14 protein-coding genes are annotated in these 16,474 nt (G+C 34.4%); all 14 read left to right on the forward strand.

Features of this window, described 5'->3' with window-relative positions:
- Positions 1–800: 800 nt before the first annotated feature.
- Genes wecB through DWV53_RS10260 form a run of 14 tightly spaced genes read left to right on the forward strand, consistent with a single transcriptional unit; the run spans position 801 to position 16,470 of the window.
- Complete coding sequence (wecB, locus tag DWV53_RS10195; protein WP_118153415.1) at positions 801–1,952, forward strand: non-hydrolyzing UDP-N-acetylglucosamine 2-epimerase; 1,152 nt, start codon at positions 801–803, stop codon at positions 1,950–1,952.
- Positions 1,953–1,973: 21 nt separating this feature from the next.
- Positions 1,974–3,521, forward strand: a complete 1,548-nt coding sequence (locus DWV53_RS10200; RefSeq protein ID WP_118153418.1) for a lipopolysaccharide biosynthesis protein — start codon at positions 1,974–1,976, stop codon at positions 3,519–3,521.
- Complete coding sequence (locus DWV53_RS10205; protein WP_118153421.1) at positions 3,518–4,432, forward strand: nitroreductase family protein; 915 nt, start codon at positions 3,518–3,520, stop codon at positions 4,430–4,432. Before DWV53_RS10200 ends, DWV53_RS10205 begins: the two co-directional genes overlap by 4 nt.
- Positions 4,433–4,448: 16 nt before the next feature.
- On the forward strand, positions 4,449–5,687 hold the full coding sequence (locus DWV53_RS10210) for a polysaccharide pyruvyl transferase family protein (RefSeq protein ID WP_118153424.1): 1,239 nt from the start codon (positions 4,449–4,451) through the stop codon (positions 5,685–5,687).
- A 2-nt stretch (positions 5,688–5,689) separates the two neighbouring features.
- The gene (locus DWV53_RS10215; RefSeq protein WP_118081143.1) at positions 5,690–6,922 is read left to right on the forward strand and encodes a glycosyltransferase; all 1,233 of its coding nucleotides are present in this window, start codon (positions 5,690–5,692) and stop codon (positions 6,920–6,922) included.
- Positions 6,923–6,924: 2 nt separating this feature from the next.
- Positions 6,925–7,920: an acyltransferase family protein gene (locus tag DWV53_RS10220; protein WP_118153427.1), complete on the forward strand. Its 996-nt coding sequence runs from the start codon at positions 6,925–6,927 to the stop codon at positions 7,918–7,920.
- Positions 7,921–7,963: 43 nt separating this feature from the next.
- Positions 7,964–8,704, forward strand: coding sequence for a PIG-L deacetylase family protein (locus tag DWV53_RS10225; protein WP_118153430.1), 741 nt, complete (start codon positions 7,964–7,966; stop codon positions 8,702–8,704).
- A gap of 2 nt (positions 8,705–8,706) precedes the next feature.
- Positions 8,707–9,750, forward strand: coding sequence for a GNAT family N-acetyltransferase (locus tag DWV53_RS10230; RefSeq protein WP_118153433.1), 1,044 nt, complete (start codon positions 8,707–8,709; stop codon positions 9,748–9,750).
- Between the two features lie 59 nt (positions 9,751–9,809).
- Positions 9,810–10,934 (forward strand): glycosyltransferase family 4 protein, encoded by a 1,125-nt coding sequence (locus DWV53_RS10235; protein WP_118153436.1) that lies wholly within the window; start codon positions 9,810–9,812, stop codon positions 10,932–10,934.
- Between the two features lie 3 nt (positions 10,935–10,937).
- Complete coding sequence (locus DWV53_RS10240) at positions 10,938–11,918, forward strand: acyltransferase family protein (protein WP_118153439.1); 981 nt, start codon at positions 10,938–10,940, stop codon at positions 11,916–11,918.
- Between the two features lie 21 nt (positions 11,919–11,939).
- Positions 11,940–13,259 (forward strand): O-antigen ligase family protein, encoded by a 1,320-nt coding sequence (locus DWV53_RS10245; RefSeq protein ID WP_118153442.1) that lies wholly within the window; start codon positions 11,940–11,942, stop codon positions 13,257–13,259.
- Positions 13,231–14,154 (forward strand): glycosyltransferase family A protein, encoded by a 924-nt coding sequence (locus DWV53_RS10250; RefSeq protein WP_118153445.1) that lies wholly within the window; start codon positions 13,231–13,233, stop codon positions 14,152–14,154. The genes DWV53_RS10245 and DWV53_RS10250 overlap by 29 nt, the downstream gene beginning before the upstream one ends.
- A gap of 4 nt (positions 14,155–14,158) precedes the next feature.
- Positions 14,159–15,436, forward strand: coding sequence for a Coenzyme F420 hydrogenase/dehydrogenase, beta subunit C-terminal domain (locus DWV53_RS10255; protein ID WP_118153448.1), 1,278 nt, complete (start codon positions 14,159–14,161; stop codon positions 15,434–15,436).
- Positions 15,433–16,470, forward strand: coding sequence for a polysaccharide pyruvyl transferase family protein (locus DWV53_RS10260; protein WP_118153451.1), 1,038 nt, complete (start codon positions 15,433–15,435; stop codon positions 16,468–16,470). Before DWV53_RS10255 ends, DWV53_RS10260 begins: the two co-directional genes overlap by 4 nt.
- Positions 16,471–16,474 lie beyond the last annotated feature (4 nt).

A 16,474-nucleotide genomic window follows, 5' to 3' on the forward strand; every position in this document is an offset into this window, starting at 1 on the left:
AAGGTGGTTCAGAGGGTGTATGGAAATATAGATGGTTACCTTTAGAGCGAATAGTGAAAAAGGTTAATAGCCTGTATGTATTTCCTGAAAGTGGTAATCGCCCCAAACGGTATCATCAATGATTACTCGCTTTATAGAGCACCATACGAAATAATGTCATCTGACCGAACGGTCTCATCTGTGGATAATAATTGTAGTAGGAAAATCTGTGTTCATCTGTGAGATCTGTGGGACCTCTACGGTGAGGTAGAAAAAATCAAATTCAGACTAATTTTACTCAATCAATATCTAGATAAGAATACCCTCAAAGCAATTCTTATCTGGCAGGGACTCTATGTCCTTCATTTCCGATACGAAACAATTATATTGTTAGAAATAACAAAAAAATATATATAACGAGAAGTAGCTTAGTAGTCTGGGCGCTACATAATCACCCACAACGCATCCTGCAGTTCTCTTTCGGAAACTGACCCACCGAAAGAGGCTCAGGATGCAATTATATAATCGCTAAAAGACACAGCTTGCCTTATAATAATGATGAGGTAGAGAATGCTGTTAAAGATGATCCAACTATTGAGACACGTCTAATAAAAGCTGTTGATGATGTAATGAATACTCATGGTATATGTTGCTTTTCTGAAAGATTTTAAGTTTTATAAAGCTGTCATGGATAGTAATGCTTTTAAACTGAATTTTGAAAAATTGGATTAGTATCTTTACTATTGGTGTAGATTCTGTCATTTGTTTAGTACCAAATTACGTATGAATCAATTGTTATTCATGATAAACAATAATATTATATGATAAAAGTAATGTTAGTCTTCGGAACTCGTCCAGAGGCAATAAAAATGTGCCCATTGGTAAAAGAGTTTCAGAAGCATAATGATGGGTTTGAGACCATCGTTTGTGTAACCGGTCAGCACAGGGAGATGCTCGACCAAGTATTGAATATATTTGAGGTAAAACCAGATTATGATCTCAACATCATGAAGCAGGGACAAGACCTGTATGATGTCACTGCCCGTGTGTTGACTGGAATGAGAGATGTATTCAAGGAGTGCAAGCCAGATGTAGTATTGGTTCATGGCGATACAACAACATCAACAGCGGCAGCCCTTGCAGCATTCTATCAGCAGATTCCTGTTGGTCATGTCGAGGCAGGACTTCGTACACATAACATCTACTCACCATGGCCAGAGGAGATGAATCGTCAGATTACAGGTCGTATTGCAACTTACAACTTCTCTCCAACACCTCTGTCGGAAAGTAACTTGAAGGAAGAAAAGGCACAAGGTAATATTTATGTAACTGGCAACACGGTGATTGATGCCCTTCACATGGTAGTAAATAAGTTGAAGAACGACGAGACTTTGGCGAAGGAGCAGAAAGAGATTTTAAAGCAGGCTGGTTATGATGTTAATCGTCTGGCTGATGGTAAGAAGCTGGTTCTGATAACAGGTCATCGCCGTGAGAACTTCGGTGAGGGTTTCATTCACATGGTAACTGCCATCAAGGATTTGAAAAGCAAATATCCAGATGTAGATTTCGTTTATCCTATGCACTTGAATCCTAATGTGAGAAAACCAATCCACGAGGTATTCGGTGAGGATTTGAGTAACTTGGGCAATATGTTCTTTATCGAACCATTGCAATATTTGGAGTTTGTATATCTGATGGAGAAAGCTACTATCGTACTGACAGATTCTGGTGGCATCCAGGAAGAGGCTCCAGGATTAGGTAAGCCAGTTCTCGTAATGCGTGATACAACAGAGCGTCCTGAAGCATTAGCAAGTGGAACTGTTCACCTTGTTGGTACCGACTACCAGAAGATTATGGATGAGGTTAGTACTTTGTTGGAAGATGAGCAAGCTTACGAAAAGATGTCAAAAGCCGTGAATCCATACGGAGACGGTAAGGCTTGCGAGAGAATTGTAGAAATATTGAAAAAATAAAAGAAGACTATATTAAAAATTATGTCTAGTACTGATTCTAGAGTTAAGAAGTCTTTGTTGAATGCAAGGGTAAATCTTATTTTCTATTTTTTGGTATTGATATTGTCTTTCTTTTCAAGAAAGATTTTCTTAGATACATTAGGAGCAGAATTTATTGGTTTTACAAGTACTTTGCAGAATTTGCTAGGATTTTTAAACTTGGCGGAGTTAGGTATTGCTACTGCTATTGGATATATTCTTTATAAACCATTATTTGAACATGATGAATTAAAGATAAATGAAATTGTTTCTGTATTAGGATATTTATATCGCTGTATTGGTGTGGTAATATTAGCAGCAGGAATGATTCTTTCCATATTTCTTCCTTTGATCTTTCCAAATACAGAGTTTAAATGGACTTTAATATATTTTGCTTATTATAGTTTCTTAGCTTCTTCATTAATAGGATATTTTATCAATTATCGCCAAAATTTGTTGGGTGCAGATCAAAAGAATTATGTTGTTGTTGGTTATTTCCAATCAGCTAATATTCTTAAAACACTTTTGCAGATATTTCTGGCATATTATTATAAAAACTATTATATATGGGTAGCTATAGAACTGACTTTCGGTATCTTATACTCATTCGTACTTAATTGGAAAATCAATCAAACTTATCCATGGCTTAAATCTGAGATAAGTGAAGGTAGAAAGTTGATGAAGAAATATCCTGAGGTCGTTAAATATACGAAGCAACTGTTTGTTCAAAAAATAAGTAGTATAGTACAATGGCAAACAGTTCCATTTTTGACTTATGCATTTGCTAGTTTGCAAATGGTGGCTTACTATGGTAACTATACTATTATTACAGATAAATTAGCACAGTTTGTCAATACTTTCTTGGAGAGTACTGGAGCTGGTGTAGGTAATTTAATTGCAGAAGGGAATAAAGATAATATTAAAAAAGTCTTTTGGGAACTTATTTCCATTCGTTATTTTATTGGCGGCGTTATATCTTTTGCTATTTATATGTTAATCAATCCATTTATAGCATTATGGTTAGGAGATAAGTATATCCTTGATGACATCATCTTAATCTTGATAGTAATCAATGTGTTTATAAGTTACACAAGAGGTGGTGTTATGCAATTTAATTATGGATATGGCTTATTTTGGGATGTTTGGGCTCCTATAGCAGAAATTGTAATAAATTTAGGTGTAGCTTGCAGTTGTGGTGCTCTTTGGGGACTTCCTGGTGTTTTGTTGGGTGGTATTGTTAGCCAAATTCTGATAGTGAATATTTGGAAGCCTTACTTATTATTCCATTGGGGATTTAAAGATAATGTATTGGAGTATGTAGGTGGTATAGGAAAGATTCTATTTTTAGTAATGATATCTATTTTATTGGTTACTTATATAGCAGACCATTATATAAATATTATCCCTAATCAGTCTTTCTTATCTTGGGCTCTATATGGGGGAATTGTGGTTTGTACATATATGTTGGTATTAGCATGTATGTTCTTCTGTTTCGTTCAACAATTCAGATTTTTTGTACATAGATTTATTCATAAAAGTAGCATTAAATGAAAATAAGTGGAAAATTTTTGAAAGTTTTAATACCTTATAAAATATATAAGCTAATAGCAAATGGCTTTATAGTTGTTCCGAAATATTATAAGGAAATCTTAACTGAGACGGAACGTTATTTTGACCTATCTTTGGAAGATCATATTTATAAGGATTTGATGTTGATGCGTAAGTTTGGACATATTATAGATAAAGGCTTACATCGAACGGATGCATCTCCTGGGCATAGTAAAAATTATTACGATGCCTTGAAGCAGCTGATAAAGAAAATAAAAAAAACGGAATATGCTAATGATCCTACGGTATTATGGGCAGAAGAAAAGCTTGCTAAATATGAACAACTTCAGAGTCATCCTAATGAATTCAAACCTTTCAGAAGCGATTTTTTCCAGAATAATATAACTTTTGAACAGTTTGAAGGACTTGTAAAGGCAAGACGTTCAAATCGTTGCTTTACTTCTCAACCAATAACAGAAGACACCATTGCAAAATTGAAGGATATTGCAAATTGGGCTGCTAATAGTTGCAATAAACAGCCTATTCGATTTTTTGTTGCTAATGAACAAGATTTAGCAAAGAAATGCCTGTCATGTTGTATCGGGGGCACCGGATTTGGTGAAAATATTCCTTCTTTTTGGTGTTTTACAGCTAATGTGAGAGGTTATGTTTGGCCAACAGAAATGTATTTACCTTCTGTTGATACTAGTTTGGGTGCTCAGAATGTTTTCCTTGCTGCACAAACTATGGGAATAACAGGAACAATTCTGTCCTGGGGACAACATACTAAAGAAGATGATATAAAGCTTAGAAAACTTTTGGATATTCCTGAAGATTATGCTATTATTTTTTGTGCAGTCATGGGCTATGCCGAATATGGTTATTTAGCTCCGATACGTAAAAATAACGAATAACATTTAACTGATTATAATGAATATATTTCTTATCCATCAATATGCAGGAAATAAAGGTGATAGAGCGGTAGCTTATGCAATGTGCAATCTCATCAAGTCGATAGACTCGAGTATTAATATAACCATCTCTACATCATCGCCAGAGTTGTGGAATAACGAACCTTTTTATTCGAAAAATGGTATCAAGTTTGTTTCTAACAGTTGGTGCTTTAGTGAAGCTTCTCCACATTGTTATTGGCAGACTTTAGAAAAAGTTAAGCCCTATACTTTTACTGTACTTCGTACGCTTTATTTAAACATGGGTAAAAATAGCATTTGTAAATGTTTTATTAATCCTGGTTATAGAAAGGTTGTACAGGATGCAGATTTAGTACTGAGTGTTGGTGGACATCATTTTACGACTTTGCTTTCCCGAGATTTAGTTTCTTCTATTAATTATGATGCAATGGCAGTTCTTTCTTTGGGTAAACCATTAGTATGCTTTTCGCAGTCTTTTGGTCCTTTTGAATTCCATAATCCAAAGAATGAAATACTCACAAAGAAGATTCTATCAGCTTGCAAAATAATGCTTCCTCGTGAGTTGAAATCGGCAGATGAACTTCGAAGAATGGGTGTAACCAATGATAAAGTAATAAATACTTTTGAAAGTGTGATCACTCTCAACTCTTTGATTGCTGATTATGTCCTTCCAACAAAACGTGATAAGAGGGTAGGAATTGCGATTTATGCAACACAGAAACGAGAGCCTGAAGTACATGCCAATTATATTAAGACATTTGTCGATACATGTAATTATTTGAATGCACAAGGTTACGAAGTCCGTTTCTTCCCAATGGAGTTAAAGGGTACTGGTCCTGATGATCGTATACTGATTAAGGAAATTACTGATAAGGTATCAAAACCGACAATGTGTAAGGTTTATGACGATGATTTAACTACAGAAAGTCATATAAAAGAAGTTGCGAAATGTCAATTCTTTATAGGGCATAAAACTCACTCAACCATATTTGCAATGGCTACTGGTACTCCGCTAGTTGGAGTTGCTTATCATGTAAAAACTCGTGAATTTATGCATCAGTTTGAATGTGAGGAATATTGTATTGATGATAGTAAACTTACGACAAATCTAATGTTATCTACTATTGATAATTTGCGTAAAAATATAGATGTAGTGGGACAAAAATTGTATGATAATGCAAAAAAAATGAGTGATGTCGTAAAAAAGGATATGCGAAAGATTTTAAATGAAATTTGATTATGAGATTATTATTAATAGCTCCCGGCTATCTTCCTTATACATTCTCTGAAAATTTGTGTAATGGTAAGTTAGCCTATGCCATGTATAAAAAAGGTTGGCATGTGGATGTGTTATCAAAGGTGGATGAAGGTCCTGCCTATTCGACTGAATGGACAGAACCTTGGTTGCCACTTAAAAAGAATAATATCACTATAACTTATCCAGTAGGAGGAAAACTCACTCGTATGTGGGACGTTCTTCGCTCTTCTGTTAAGTTAGGTATGTATCCTGAAGGAGGTGTCCGTTGGGCGTGTCGTGCATACGAACTGGCATTGAAGCTCTGTAAAGAGAATCATTATGATGCCGTGTTGACCCGTTCACCAAGTGATATTCCACATATTATCGGTCTTCGTCTTAAAGAAAAGTTGGGGATTAGATGGATTGCTAATTGGAATGATCCTGCTGCTCCTATATGGCCAGAGCCTTATACGCATCATTTTTCGGCAAAAGAACAGGCTAGAAAGGATCAATTTACTCAGATGTGTTTAAAGGGTGCTGATGTAAATACATTTCCTTCACAGTCTTTATTGGAACATTTTACTTCGCATTATCTTTTTTTGGCAGAACTGAAAACTGAGGTTATTCCACATATTGCATTGGTTGAGGATATTGTTCCTCGATTGAAAGTAAAACCAGTTAATGATAAGTTCAGAATGTGCCATTCTGGAAATCTGTCTAAAGAGCGTAATCCTGAACTTACCTTTAAGGCTTTACGTGAGTTAATAGATGAAGGTTTTAATAAGATGGAATTCTCTATTATGGGGCATTTTAATGACTATACGACAGAACTTATCAGAAAATATCAGCTGGAAGACTATGTAAAATGTATTGGTGGATTCCCTTATATGGAGGCTATTCAAAAAATGCAGGAATTCGATTGTTTGGTATTGCTAGAAGCTCGTCTGAAAAAAGGAATCTTCTTTGCCAGCAAGTTCACAGACTATGCTCAATTAGGAAAGCCGATACTTGCCATATCGCCAACCAATGGTTTTGCAGCTGACACATTGGCTCAATTTGGTGGTGGAATTAGTGTGAATAATCAGAGTTATAGGAGTATTAAAAATGGTATTTTAAAGCTTTATATGGCTTGGATGAATCATACTCTTTCACAAGACTATTCTACTCAAAAGTTATATGAGCAAGTTAGTGCAGAGCATGTGATCGATATTTATGAAAGAATATTAGAAGACTAAAAATGAAACTTACATATATTTCGATTTTACGTTCTTTGTCTATCTTGGTTGTAGTATTCTTCCATGTTTATCAGTATATGTATGTACCTGCTCATTTTCCTGAAACGGTACAGATGTATCATGATGCATATTTCTGGTTCAACCAATGTGTGGGGATTAATATAGCTATGCCTATGTTTACATTGATAGCTGGTTTTTTGTTCAGCTATTTTTATGATAAAGGTAAATACCAAGAATTTGTACCTCTTATCAAAAAGAAAGCAATGCGCTTGTTGCTTCCTTTCTTTGTATTTGGTATCTTAATGATGGCAACAACAGGTGTTTCTTTTAGGCCATGGGAGTTATATACTGGTGGTTTTGCCCACTTATGGTATTTATCTTTCCTGTTCTGGTGTTTTCCATTGGGATGGTTTATTAAGAAATATATGAAGTCTGTTAATGTGCAGGTCTTTATGTTGGTAGTCTTTCTTTTGGGAGCTAGTCAAGAAAAGTTTTTACCCATGATTATGGGAATTCATAATATTACTAAATGGTTTGGATGGTTCATGCTTGGTATGTTGTTGGCTTCTTACCAAACGAAAATAAAAAAAGTTATATCAAAATATCATCTTGTGACACTTTTATTGATTCCATTTTTACTTCAGACTTATTTTAGTCCTTTAGAATATGGAGATCAAACATGGTATTCAGTGTTTTGTGTAGCAAGTTTCTTAGTAGGAATATTGTATATTTTTGCTAATATGGGGAGGCATATTTTAAGATTATGTCAACCATTGGTTTGGTTAAGTAAATACTCTTTTGGTATTTATATTTTCCACAATTGGGTAGGTCCTTATATGATATCTTCTACAGCAAAGCGTATATTTCCTCTGGAGGATTTGGCTGCTAATCATGTTGTTTTGTTTCCTTTCATGCTTACACTTTCCGTGATATGTATTTCTTGGTGTCTTTCTTGGGCATTGATGCAAACAAAAGTGGGAAGGATACTGATTGGATAGAGAAGATAATATTTTTCAATATATATTATTGTACAAATAGGATATGTATAAAAAAATCATAAGGAAAGTTCGGGTTCAAACTATTCATTTAAAGACAAGCAGTCTTCATGATTTGACTCCAGCTAATCTTTCCGTGATAGTTGCCCCACATCCTGATGATGAGGTGTTTGGGTGTTGTGGTTTGATGCAGCGTTTGATAGCGCAGGGAAAGCGAATTGAATTGATTATCATGACGGGGGGTGGTAAAAGTCATGCTGGCTGTTGTGACATTGATGAAAGCGAGTTAATCCGTCAGCGCCGACAGTTGACTATTCGTGCAGCGAAAGAATATGGGTTGTCTCAAGAATATATCCATTTCTTGGATTATCCAGATGGTAGAGTTCTAGAGAGTGATTCTCAAACAGATAAACTTTCTAGTCTTATACACAAAATAGTGGATGGTCAGAATGATGTATCTGTGTTCTATCCTCATAAAAATGGAGAAGGTTGGTCGGATCATGTAACTACGAGCAATATTGTATCTCATTTATTTGATAAGATTTGCCCCAACGCCAAGCAGTATGAATACTGTGTATGGTTCTGGTTCTATAACTGTTGGAAGATTGATTGGAAACAGGCTTGTCTTGTTAAAATGAATAAGAAAGAGCATGCCGTAAAATTGAAAGCAATTGATGCTTATATTGATCCAAAGGCTCCTTGTGGCAAACCATGGAGTGGAGTATTGCCTCCAGTATTCCTTTGGGCAAACAAATGGGATAAGGAATTATACTTTAGAGTGAAATAGATATGTGGAGTTTTGAAATATATAATGATTGGAAAGAGATTTGGAGTGAAACTTTTTTGATGAAATGGAAACATATATATGAATCGTCACTATTAAGTCATGTGTTTTTTCATCCAGCTGTTGCTAAAACTTGGATTGATACTTATATGCCTCTTAGAAAGATTACTCCTATTTTTGTATGGGGACGATATAAAGATATAGAAGTTTTCTTACCTTTGGTGCTTTGGAAAAAGAATTGGAAACAAGCTTTTATGAAGAGCATCGTATCTGTAGGGTACTCAGACTATGATTACCATGATCCTCTTTTTTCAAAAATGATTAGTGATGATGAAAAGGAGGCTTTTTGGGTTGATTTGTTTGAGTGTTTGAAGACATATCATGCAGATGAAGTATGTTTAGAGGGTATTAGAAGTGATATTATATCTTCTGACTCAAATTGGATACAAGGAGAAATTTGTCCTTGCTTGAATCTGTCTGATATGTCTGATGATTCGGATTTGTTATCTTTCTTAAATACTAAGCTTCGTGGAGATATAAGGAGACAGATACGTAGATTAAATGAAATTGCAGAACTTAAGTTTAAAGAATATAATAGTATAGGCGAAGTTCCTGTAGAATTGTTCGAGGAGTTTTTAAAAGTACATACTTTACGATGGCCACACGCATATAAGGCTCCCTTGTTTCACAAAAACTTAATTGGATTGTGTGGCATAAATGGACCTGTACATTTTTCAACACTATCTGTTGGGGATGTTGTAGTTGCTTGGCATCTTGGTTTTGAAGATGACAGTACCTACTATTATTATATGCCAGCAGGAAATCCTGAGTATCAGAAATATTCACCTGTAAAAATTCATCTTTATTATTTGATTTGCAGAGCTATCAAGAAAGGCTTGGTTAAGTATGATCACCTTAGAGGTGATGAAACCTATAAATCTGGCTGGGCAGATGGAAGTATTTATGTAAATAGTCTTCGTCAATTCAACTCTTCATTAAGTACGAATATGAAGCGTTCTCTACTAAAATTCCGAAGTGTTATTTCTTAATTTAAAGTGTTGTAGACTTGCATTTATAGCTATTATAACATCATGATTGTTTGTAATTCATGAAAATATTATTAACAATTCCGTGCCTCTTGACTGGAGGTACGGAAATACAAACCCTGAATCTCGTGCGTGCATTGATACAGGGTGGGCATCAAGTGACAACTGCCTGTTATTTCGAGCATACTGAAAATATGGTGAAGCTGTATGAAGAAGCTGGTAGTAAAGTGGTACTCTTTTCAAAAGCAGGAGTACGATTGGGAGGAGTGAAGGGAATCTTGTTCCTCTTGAAGAATTTATGGAAGATAAAATTATCTTTTAAACCTGATGTAGTGCATGTACAGTATATGGCACCTGGGGCCATTCCTATCATCTTGTTAAAGTTGATGGTGCAGAAGAATATCGTTGCAACTGCTCATACCAATGCTGATGTATATGGAGTAAAAGCAATGAAACTGTTAAAGTTTTTGCAGAGTCATGTATTGAGAGCTTTTACCTGTATTACACTTAGAGCAGAGAAAAACTTCTTTGGGAGTTGTTCTTTATTTGATTCTTCTATCTGTCGTATTCCTGCTCATGCTCATTATACCATATATAATGCCTTGCCTGGTTATATTCAGATTACTGATAAAAAAAGAGAAAATAAGAATATTATAACCATTGGTGTGGTGAGTCGTTTGGAGCATATCAAGGGTATGGATCTTGTAGTTCCTGCTTTTGCCAAAGTATATGACAAGCATAAGAATGTTCGTTTGTTGGTGGTAGGGGATGGTTCCTTGCGGCATCAAATGGAGGAAGATGCTAGTAGATCGCATCTTTGCAAAATCATTGAATTTGCAGGAATGCAACAACAGAGAGATTTACAATCGTATTATGACAAAATAGATGTGTTGTTAATGCCTTCAAGAAGCGAAGGCTTCGGCTTGACGGCAATAGAAGGTATGGCTCGTGGTTGTGTTTTGGTAGCTAGCAATACCGGTGGTTTGCCAGAGGTGGTAAGAGAAGGGTATGTTGGATTACTTCATCAACCTGAATCGGTGGATGATTTAGCTAATAAGATTTGTAGTCTTATAGAAAATCCAAAACTTTTAGAGCAAATGCGCTCTCATTTATCGGATTATGTACATCAGTTTACCTTTGAAAGATATGCTGATTTGTTTAATGATTTATATTCTAAATTGAAATAAAAAATGGTGCTGGATGCTGTAAAAAAAAGAGATGTAAGTGTTGATATATTAAAGTTCTTTGCTGTTATATTGATAACAAATTCTCACATGGCACACTTATATGTTAAGTTTAGTGCTTTGGCTACAGGTGGAGCAATAGGAGATGTATTTTTCTTCTTTTGTTCTGGTTTTACTCTTTTCTTGAGTAAACAGCGAAGATTTGATAATTATTATAAACGTCGAATTAATCGTATTTATCCTACCGTCTTCATGTGGGCGTTGTTGGCCTCTGTTTTATTTAACAACAAGGATAATATGCAGGAAATTATAATTTGGGGAGGCGGATGGTTTGTTACCTGTATTATGATTTATTATGTTGTCCTCTATTTCATTAGGCGATTTGTCTTTGATTATTTAAAAGCAGTTTTTGTGCTTTTATTGGTATTGTCTTTTGTTGCATATTATTTTTGGGACAATTCCTCTCATTGTTTAATATATGGTAATACATATCTTAAATGGGGATTGTATTTCCTTTATATGTTATTAGGAGCAATGGTTGGATGTGGAAAAGTAAAGGTAATTAGCTTTTCTTTTAAAAAAGATTTAATCTGCTGTATTATTTCATTAATTGCTTTCTATGGAATATTGTGGGCAGGAACGAAAAGCGAATTATTCTTTAGTTTACAGATCGTTACGTTGTTGCCATTATTTGGTATTACATTCTATTTTTACAAGCTGTGTAATTCTGCATCTGTTAAAAAGTTGATTGAGAATAAATATACAGCTCCTGTAGTGAAGATTGTATCTGGACTATGTCTTGAGATATATGTTGTTCAATATTGGGTGATGACAGATAAACTGAATTCGTTATTCCCTATGAATATTCCAATCGTATTTGTCTTAATCACTTGTTTTGCATATTTGTTAAGATGCATGTCTAGATGGTTTTCACAAACGTTTAAGGATGCTGATTATGATTGGAAAGCAATTTTCAAGGTTTATTAATAGGTTTTATATTGTATCATAATGGCTTTAATTATAAATTTAGTTGTCGGCTTAATTGCATTTTATTTTGCCTATAGATTTGCATTGAATAAGCAAATGGTAGTTACTTTGCCTTGGGATAAAAGATATGAATACGTTTGCAATCAAAATCTTAGCTTCTTAATCTATAGCATATTAACAGCAATGCTGTTCCTAGGTCCGCTATCTTTGTTTAAGTATGTTGTATGGATAGTATTGCTATTGTCTATAATTTATAGAGGCGGATTTCGATTCCGTTTTAATATAGTTTTAGGTGCATATTCTTTATTTGTACTTTGGAATCTATATACAATGACATATACATCTTCTCCTAGTCAAGGTTGGATGATGTTGTTGAAGTTTTGTATTCCTTATCTTTATTTTTGGTTAGGATACAATGCTATTCAGAGGGAGGATGATTTCTATATATTTCTAGAAAAAACGTGTTGGATATGCTGTGTGTATGCGTTTTTTTTAGGAGGTATTATATCAAATACATTACCAAATATAAAAGCTTTATTTACTTATAGAGCTGGTGGCCTTTTTATTTCGTATGCTTCACTAGCAGACTTTTTTGCTATTTTGTTTTCTGTTTTCTTTATTATGTATTTTGTTACTAAGAAAAGAAAATATTTATGGATGGCCGGTTGGGTGTTTCTCTCAACGGTTGTAGATAGTGTAAGAACAGGAATTGGTGCTTCTGTATTAGGTTTAGCTTTTTTTTATATGATATATAAAAAAGGTAAGTCTATACCATATATTGGTTTAATAGCGTTACTTTTCATCATGTCTATTTTTGCTGTTCCTGAAGTAAGAGAGAAAATGTTTGGGGAGGATGCAGATAGAGTAACGCTTAGTAATGCTGGTTCTGCAAAGGTTACAATGAATGGACGTGATACGGCTTGGAAACTTACAATGGAGCATTTCTACGCTGGTAGAGAAATGAAAGGCTCAGGTTGTGGTTCTTCGTTAGCATGGTATAAGGAATATTCCAAAGGAGGAAAAGGTGCTGGACTTATACATTCTGATTGGGTTCAAATGTTGTGTGAGTCTGGTAATATTGGACTAGGATTTTATATTGTTTTTGCGCTAGTTATGCTTTTGATTGTTTTGTCTGAAACATGGAAATATAAAGATTATCTATCAATAACTTTTGCTGGCGCTTTGACTGTTGCTTCTTTTGTGGCATGCTTTTTTGCAATGGGATTTGATAATGTTATCACTTATGCTCAGCAAGGATATGTGATACCGTTTATTTTTCTTGGATTTTTCTATAAATTTAAAGATATGAACAATGATTTCTGTAATAATACCTTTATATAATAAAGAAAAGCAGATTGCTAAAACGCTTCAAACTGTCTTGAATCAGACTTACCAGAATTTTGAGATAGTAATCGTCAATGATGGTTCTACTGATAGAAGCGTTGATGAAGTTAAGAAATTCTTAAATTCTAGAATTAGGTTGATTAATCAGAAAAATGGAGGAGTTAGTGCTGCTCGTAATCGTGGTATTAAAGAAGCTAAGGGTGAATATTTAGCCTTTTTAGATGCTGATGATATATGGCAAAATAACTATCTTCAAACACAAATTGATTTAATCTGTAAATATCCATTTTGTGGAGTCTGGGCAACAGACTATTTGTATAGGCGTCCTTCAGGAAAGGAAGTTAATACTATAATTAATAATTTAAGATTTGAAGGAGAAGATGGTCTTGTAGACAATTATTTTAGTGTTGCTTCTACATCGAGTCCTCCTTTATGGACATCTGCGATTGTCTTGAGAAAAAGTATAATACAGCAGATAGGTGGATTTCCTGTAGGATTGCCTTTAGGAGAGGATTTATTAACTTGGGCAAAGATGGCTCTATGTTCTCAAATAGCTTATAGTAAGAAAGCGCTCGCAGTTTATTGCATAAGAGATACGCATAGCTTTGATCAACGTCCTATGAAAAGGATATCTAAGGAAGATCCTGTAGGGGTAGAGCTGCAGAAAATATATTCTCAAAATAAGACAGTAGAAGGATTAAGGTGTTATTTGTCTAGTTGGCATAAGATGAGAGCCTTTGATGCAATGAGAAATTGTCAAAGGCTTCTTGCTTGGAAAGAGTCTTTTAAGGCATTAAAATATAACTTGAAGAATTTCAAGATATACGCTATTATATTTTTGTCTGTTTTGCCAGAATCTTTAATGCATCTGTGTCTTAAATTAAAAAAATAATAGAATGATTGATATCGGAAAAAAATGTTGTGGGTGTAATTCTTGTGCTCAAAGTTGTCCTAAACAGTGTATATCAATGTCTGAGGATAATGAAGGCTTTCTTTATCCTTCTGTAGATACAAACCTATGTGTTGAGTGCCATTTGTGTGAAAAGGTATGTCCTGTATTGAATATTTCATCAGGTCAATATCCTATATCATGCTATGCTGCTAAAAGTCCTGATGAGCAAATCAGAAAAGAGAGTTCTAGTGGAGGAATCTTTTCTTTGTTGGCTCAAAAAATTATAGAAAATGATGGGGTCGTTTTTGGAGCTGCTTTTAATAAAAAGTGGGAGGTTGTTCATTGTTACACAGAAACATTGGAAGGCTTAAACTCTCTTAGAGGGTCTAAATATGTACAGAGTAAGATAGGAAATGCATATGAGCAAGTGAAAACTTTTCTGAAAAATGGACGTTTAGTCCTTTTTTCTGGAACCCCTTGTCAAATTGCTGGCTTGAAAACGTTTTTAAGGAAAGATTATGAGAATCTTATTACCCTAGATTTCGTTTGTCATGGAGTTCCTTCGCCTGGTGTTTTAAGATGGTATCTTCAAGAGCAAATTTATTATTACGCTGCTCGTAAGAGCAGCAAAAATTCTGTTTTTCACTCCTCTATTCTTTCTATTCCCCAAAGGGAAATTTATTTTCCTGATGGGGTAGAATTAGATAATGTATTTTTTAGAGACAAACGGAAAGGTTGGAAAAAATACTGTTTTTCTCTCCTCTTTGCCGAAGCCTCGGCTGATGGCAAAAAAAATACTGTTTCTTTCTCCTATGTGCTTAATGAATGCAAATATTTAGACGGCTTCTTTAATGATTTATATTTACGGCCTTGTTGCTATGGGTGTAATTTTAAGGGCTTGCGCTCTGGTGCAGATATAACAATCGGGGATTTTTGGAACATTCATACGTATAATAGGAAATGGGACGATGACAAAGGTGTTTCTTGTGTGATAGTTCAAAGTAAAAAAGGTAAAGAGCTCTTTAGTAAGACAGATAGTGATACGATAGAGGTTCCTTATGATGTTATAACTTTACGAAATCCATCCATAAATCATTCTGCAAAAATAGATAAGACAAAAAGAGAAATATTCTTTGCAGGTCAGAATAAAGAATTTTCTTCTTTAATTGATAGTTTATGTAAACCAAGTTTTAAACAACGGGTCTATAAAGAAATATATAACTTATTAGAAGTTGTTGGTTTAATGAGAATTATTCACTTAATAAAATATTATAAGCGATGAAAGTAGGCATATTAACTTATCATTGGGCAAATAATTATGGTGCTGTTTTACAGGCTTATGCATTATTGAGCAAGTTAAAAGAAATGGGACATGATGCTTACATAATAGACAAAATTCGTACATTTTCTGGTTGGCGACGCTTGTATCATAGTTATTCTTATAAGCATTACTTTTCTTGGTATAGATTCTTGAAATTTAATAAGGAGTTTTTGGCTCCTAAAACACCACTCTGTACATCTACAAAACAATTGATAGCAACTTTCCCATCTTTACATTTTGATGCTGTTATTGTTGGTAGTGATCAGGTATGGAGAGAATCCTTTATGGGGCACAACTATTTCCTTGATTTTGTTTCAGGAAGTTGTAAACGAATATCCTATGCAGCTTCTTTTGGACTTTCAGAATGGTCCTTAAATGAGGCATTTACTTCAAAGGCAAAACAGCTAATGCAACAGTTTGACAAGATTTCAGTTCGAGAAAAAACAGGAATTGAAATATGTAAAAAGGTATTTGATGTTGATGCTGAACTCGTTCTAGATCCAACGTTATTATGGGATGCTAGGTTCTATGAAGAGAAATTGTTGAATAAAGGTTGTCGTGTAAAAGAACCTAAGGTTGTAGCATATATACTTGGTGAAAACAAAGATCAAAATGTTGCTGCTAAAAATATAGCACAAGAAGAAAATATTGGCTTTGTTGATTTGTGGAGTCATAAATCTTTAGTTCAGGGTCATTATACTGTTGAAGAATGGTTAGGCTATATACGTGATGCAAAGTATGTTATTACTAATTCTTTTCACGCAACTGTCTTTTCTATATTATTTCATAAACAGTTTGTTGTTCTCAATAATAAAAGTGGTGGTAGTGACAGAATCTCAACGCTTTTGAATTATCTTGGTCTTCAGTATTTATTTGTTTCTACTACTAATAAGGATATGTATAAAGCTTTAGGTGCACAAATAGACTATCAACATGTAGATAGATTATTGGCGAATTTGCGAGATGGTTCTTTGAGCTTTTTAAAAAATATATAGCGTT

Origin of the sequence: Segatella copri, from assembly GCF_003465495.1 — a bacterium.
Lineage (GTDB): Bacteria > Bacteroidota > Bacteroidia > Bacteroidales > Bacteroidaceae > Prevotella > Prevotella copri_G.

Bases quoted from the DNA above. Each gene is read 5' to 3' on its own strand.
- wecB (WP_118153415.1), top strand. From the start codon at position 801: ATGATAAAAGTAATGTTAGTCTTCGGAACTCGTCCAGAGGCAATAAAA.
- DWV53_RS10200 (WP_118153418.1), top strand. From the start codon at position 1,974: ATGTCTAGTACTGATTCTAGAGTTAAGAAGTCTTTGTTGAATGCAAGG.
- DWV53_RS10205 (WP_118153421.1), top strand. From the start codon at position 3,518: ATGAAAATAAGTGGAAAATTTTTGAAAGTTTTAATACCTTATAAAATA.
- DWV53_RS10210 (WP_118153424.1), top strand. From the start codon at position 4,449: ATGAATATATTTCTTATCCATCAATATGCAGGAAATAAAGGTGATAGA.
- DWV53_RS10215 (WP_118081143.1), top strand. From the start codon at position 5,690: ATGAGATTATTATTAATAGCTCCCGGCTATCTTCCTTATACATTCTCT.
- DWV53_RS10220 (WP_118153427.1), top strand. From the start codon at position 6,925: ATGAAACTTACATATATTTCGATTTTACGTTCTTTGTCTATCTTGGTT.
- DWV53_RS10225 (WP_118153430.1), top strand. From the start codon at position 7,964: ATGTATAAAAAAATCATAAGGAAAGTTCGGGTTCAAACTATTCATTTA.
- DWV53_RS10230 (WP_118153433.1), top strand. From the start codon at position 8,707: ATGTGGAGTTTTGAAATATATAATGATTGGAAAGAGATTTGGAGTGAA.
- DWV53_RS10235 (WP_118153436.1), top strand. From the start codon at position 9,810: ATGAAAATATTATTAACAATTCCGTGCCTCTTGACTGGAGGTACGGAA.
- DWV53_RS10240 (WP_118153439.1), top strand. From the start codon at position 10,938: ATGGTGCTGGATGCTGTAAAAAAAAGAGATGTAAGTGTTGATATATTA.
- DWV53_RS10245 (WP_118153442.1), top strand. From the start codon at position 11,940: ATGGCTTTAATTATAAATTTAGTTGTCGGCTTAATTGCATTTTATTTT.
- DWV53_RS10250 (WP_118153445.1), top strand. From the start codon at position 13,231: ATGATTTCTGTAATAATACCTTTATATAATAAAGAAAAGCAGATTGCT.
- DWV53_RS10255 (WP_118153448.1), top strand. From the start codon at position 14,159: ATGATTGATATCGGAAAAAAATGTTGTGGGTGTAATTCTTGTGCTCAA.
- DWV53_RS10260 (WP_118153451.1), top strand. From the start codon at position 15,433: ATGAAAGTAGGCATATTAACTTATCATTGGGCAAATAATTATGGTGCT.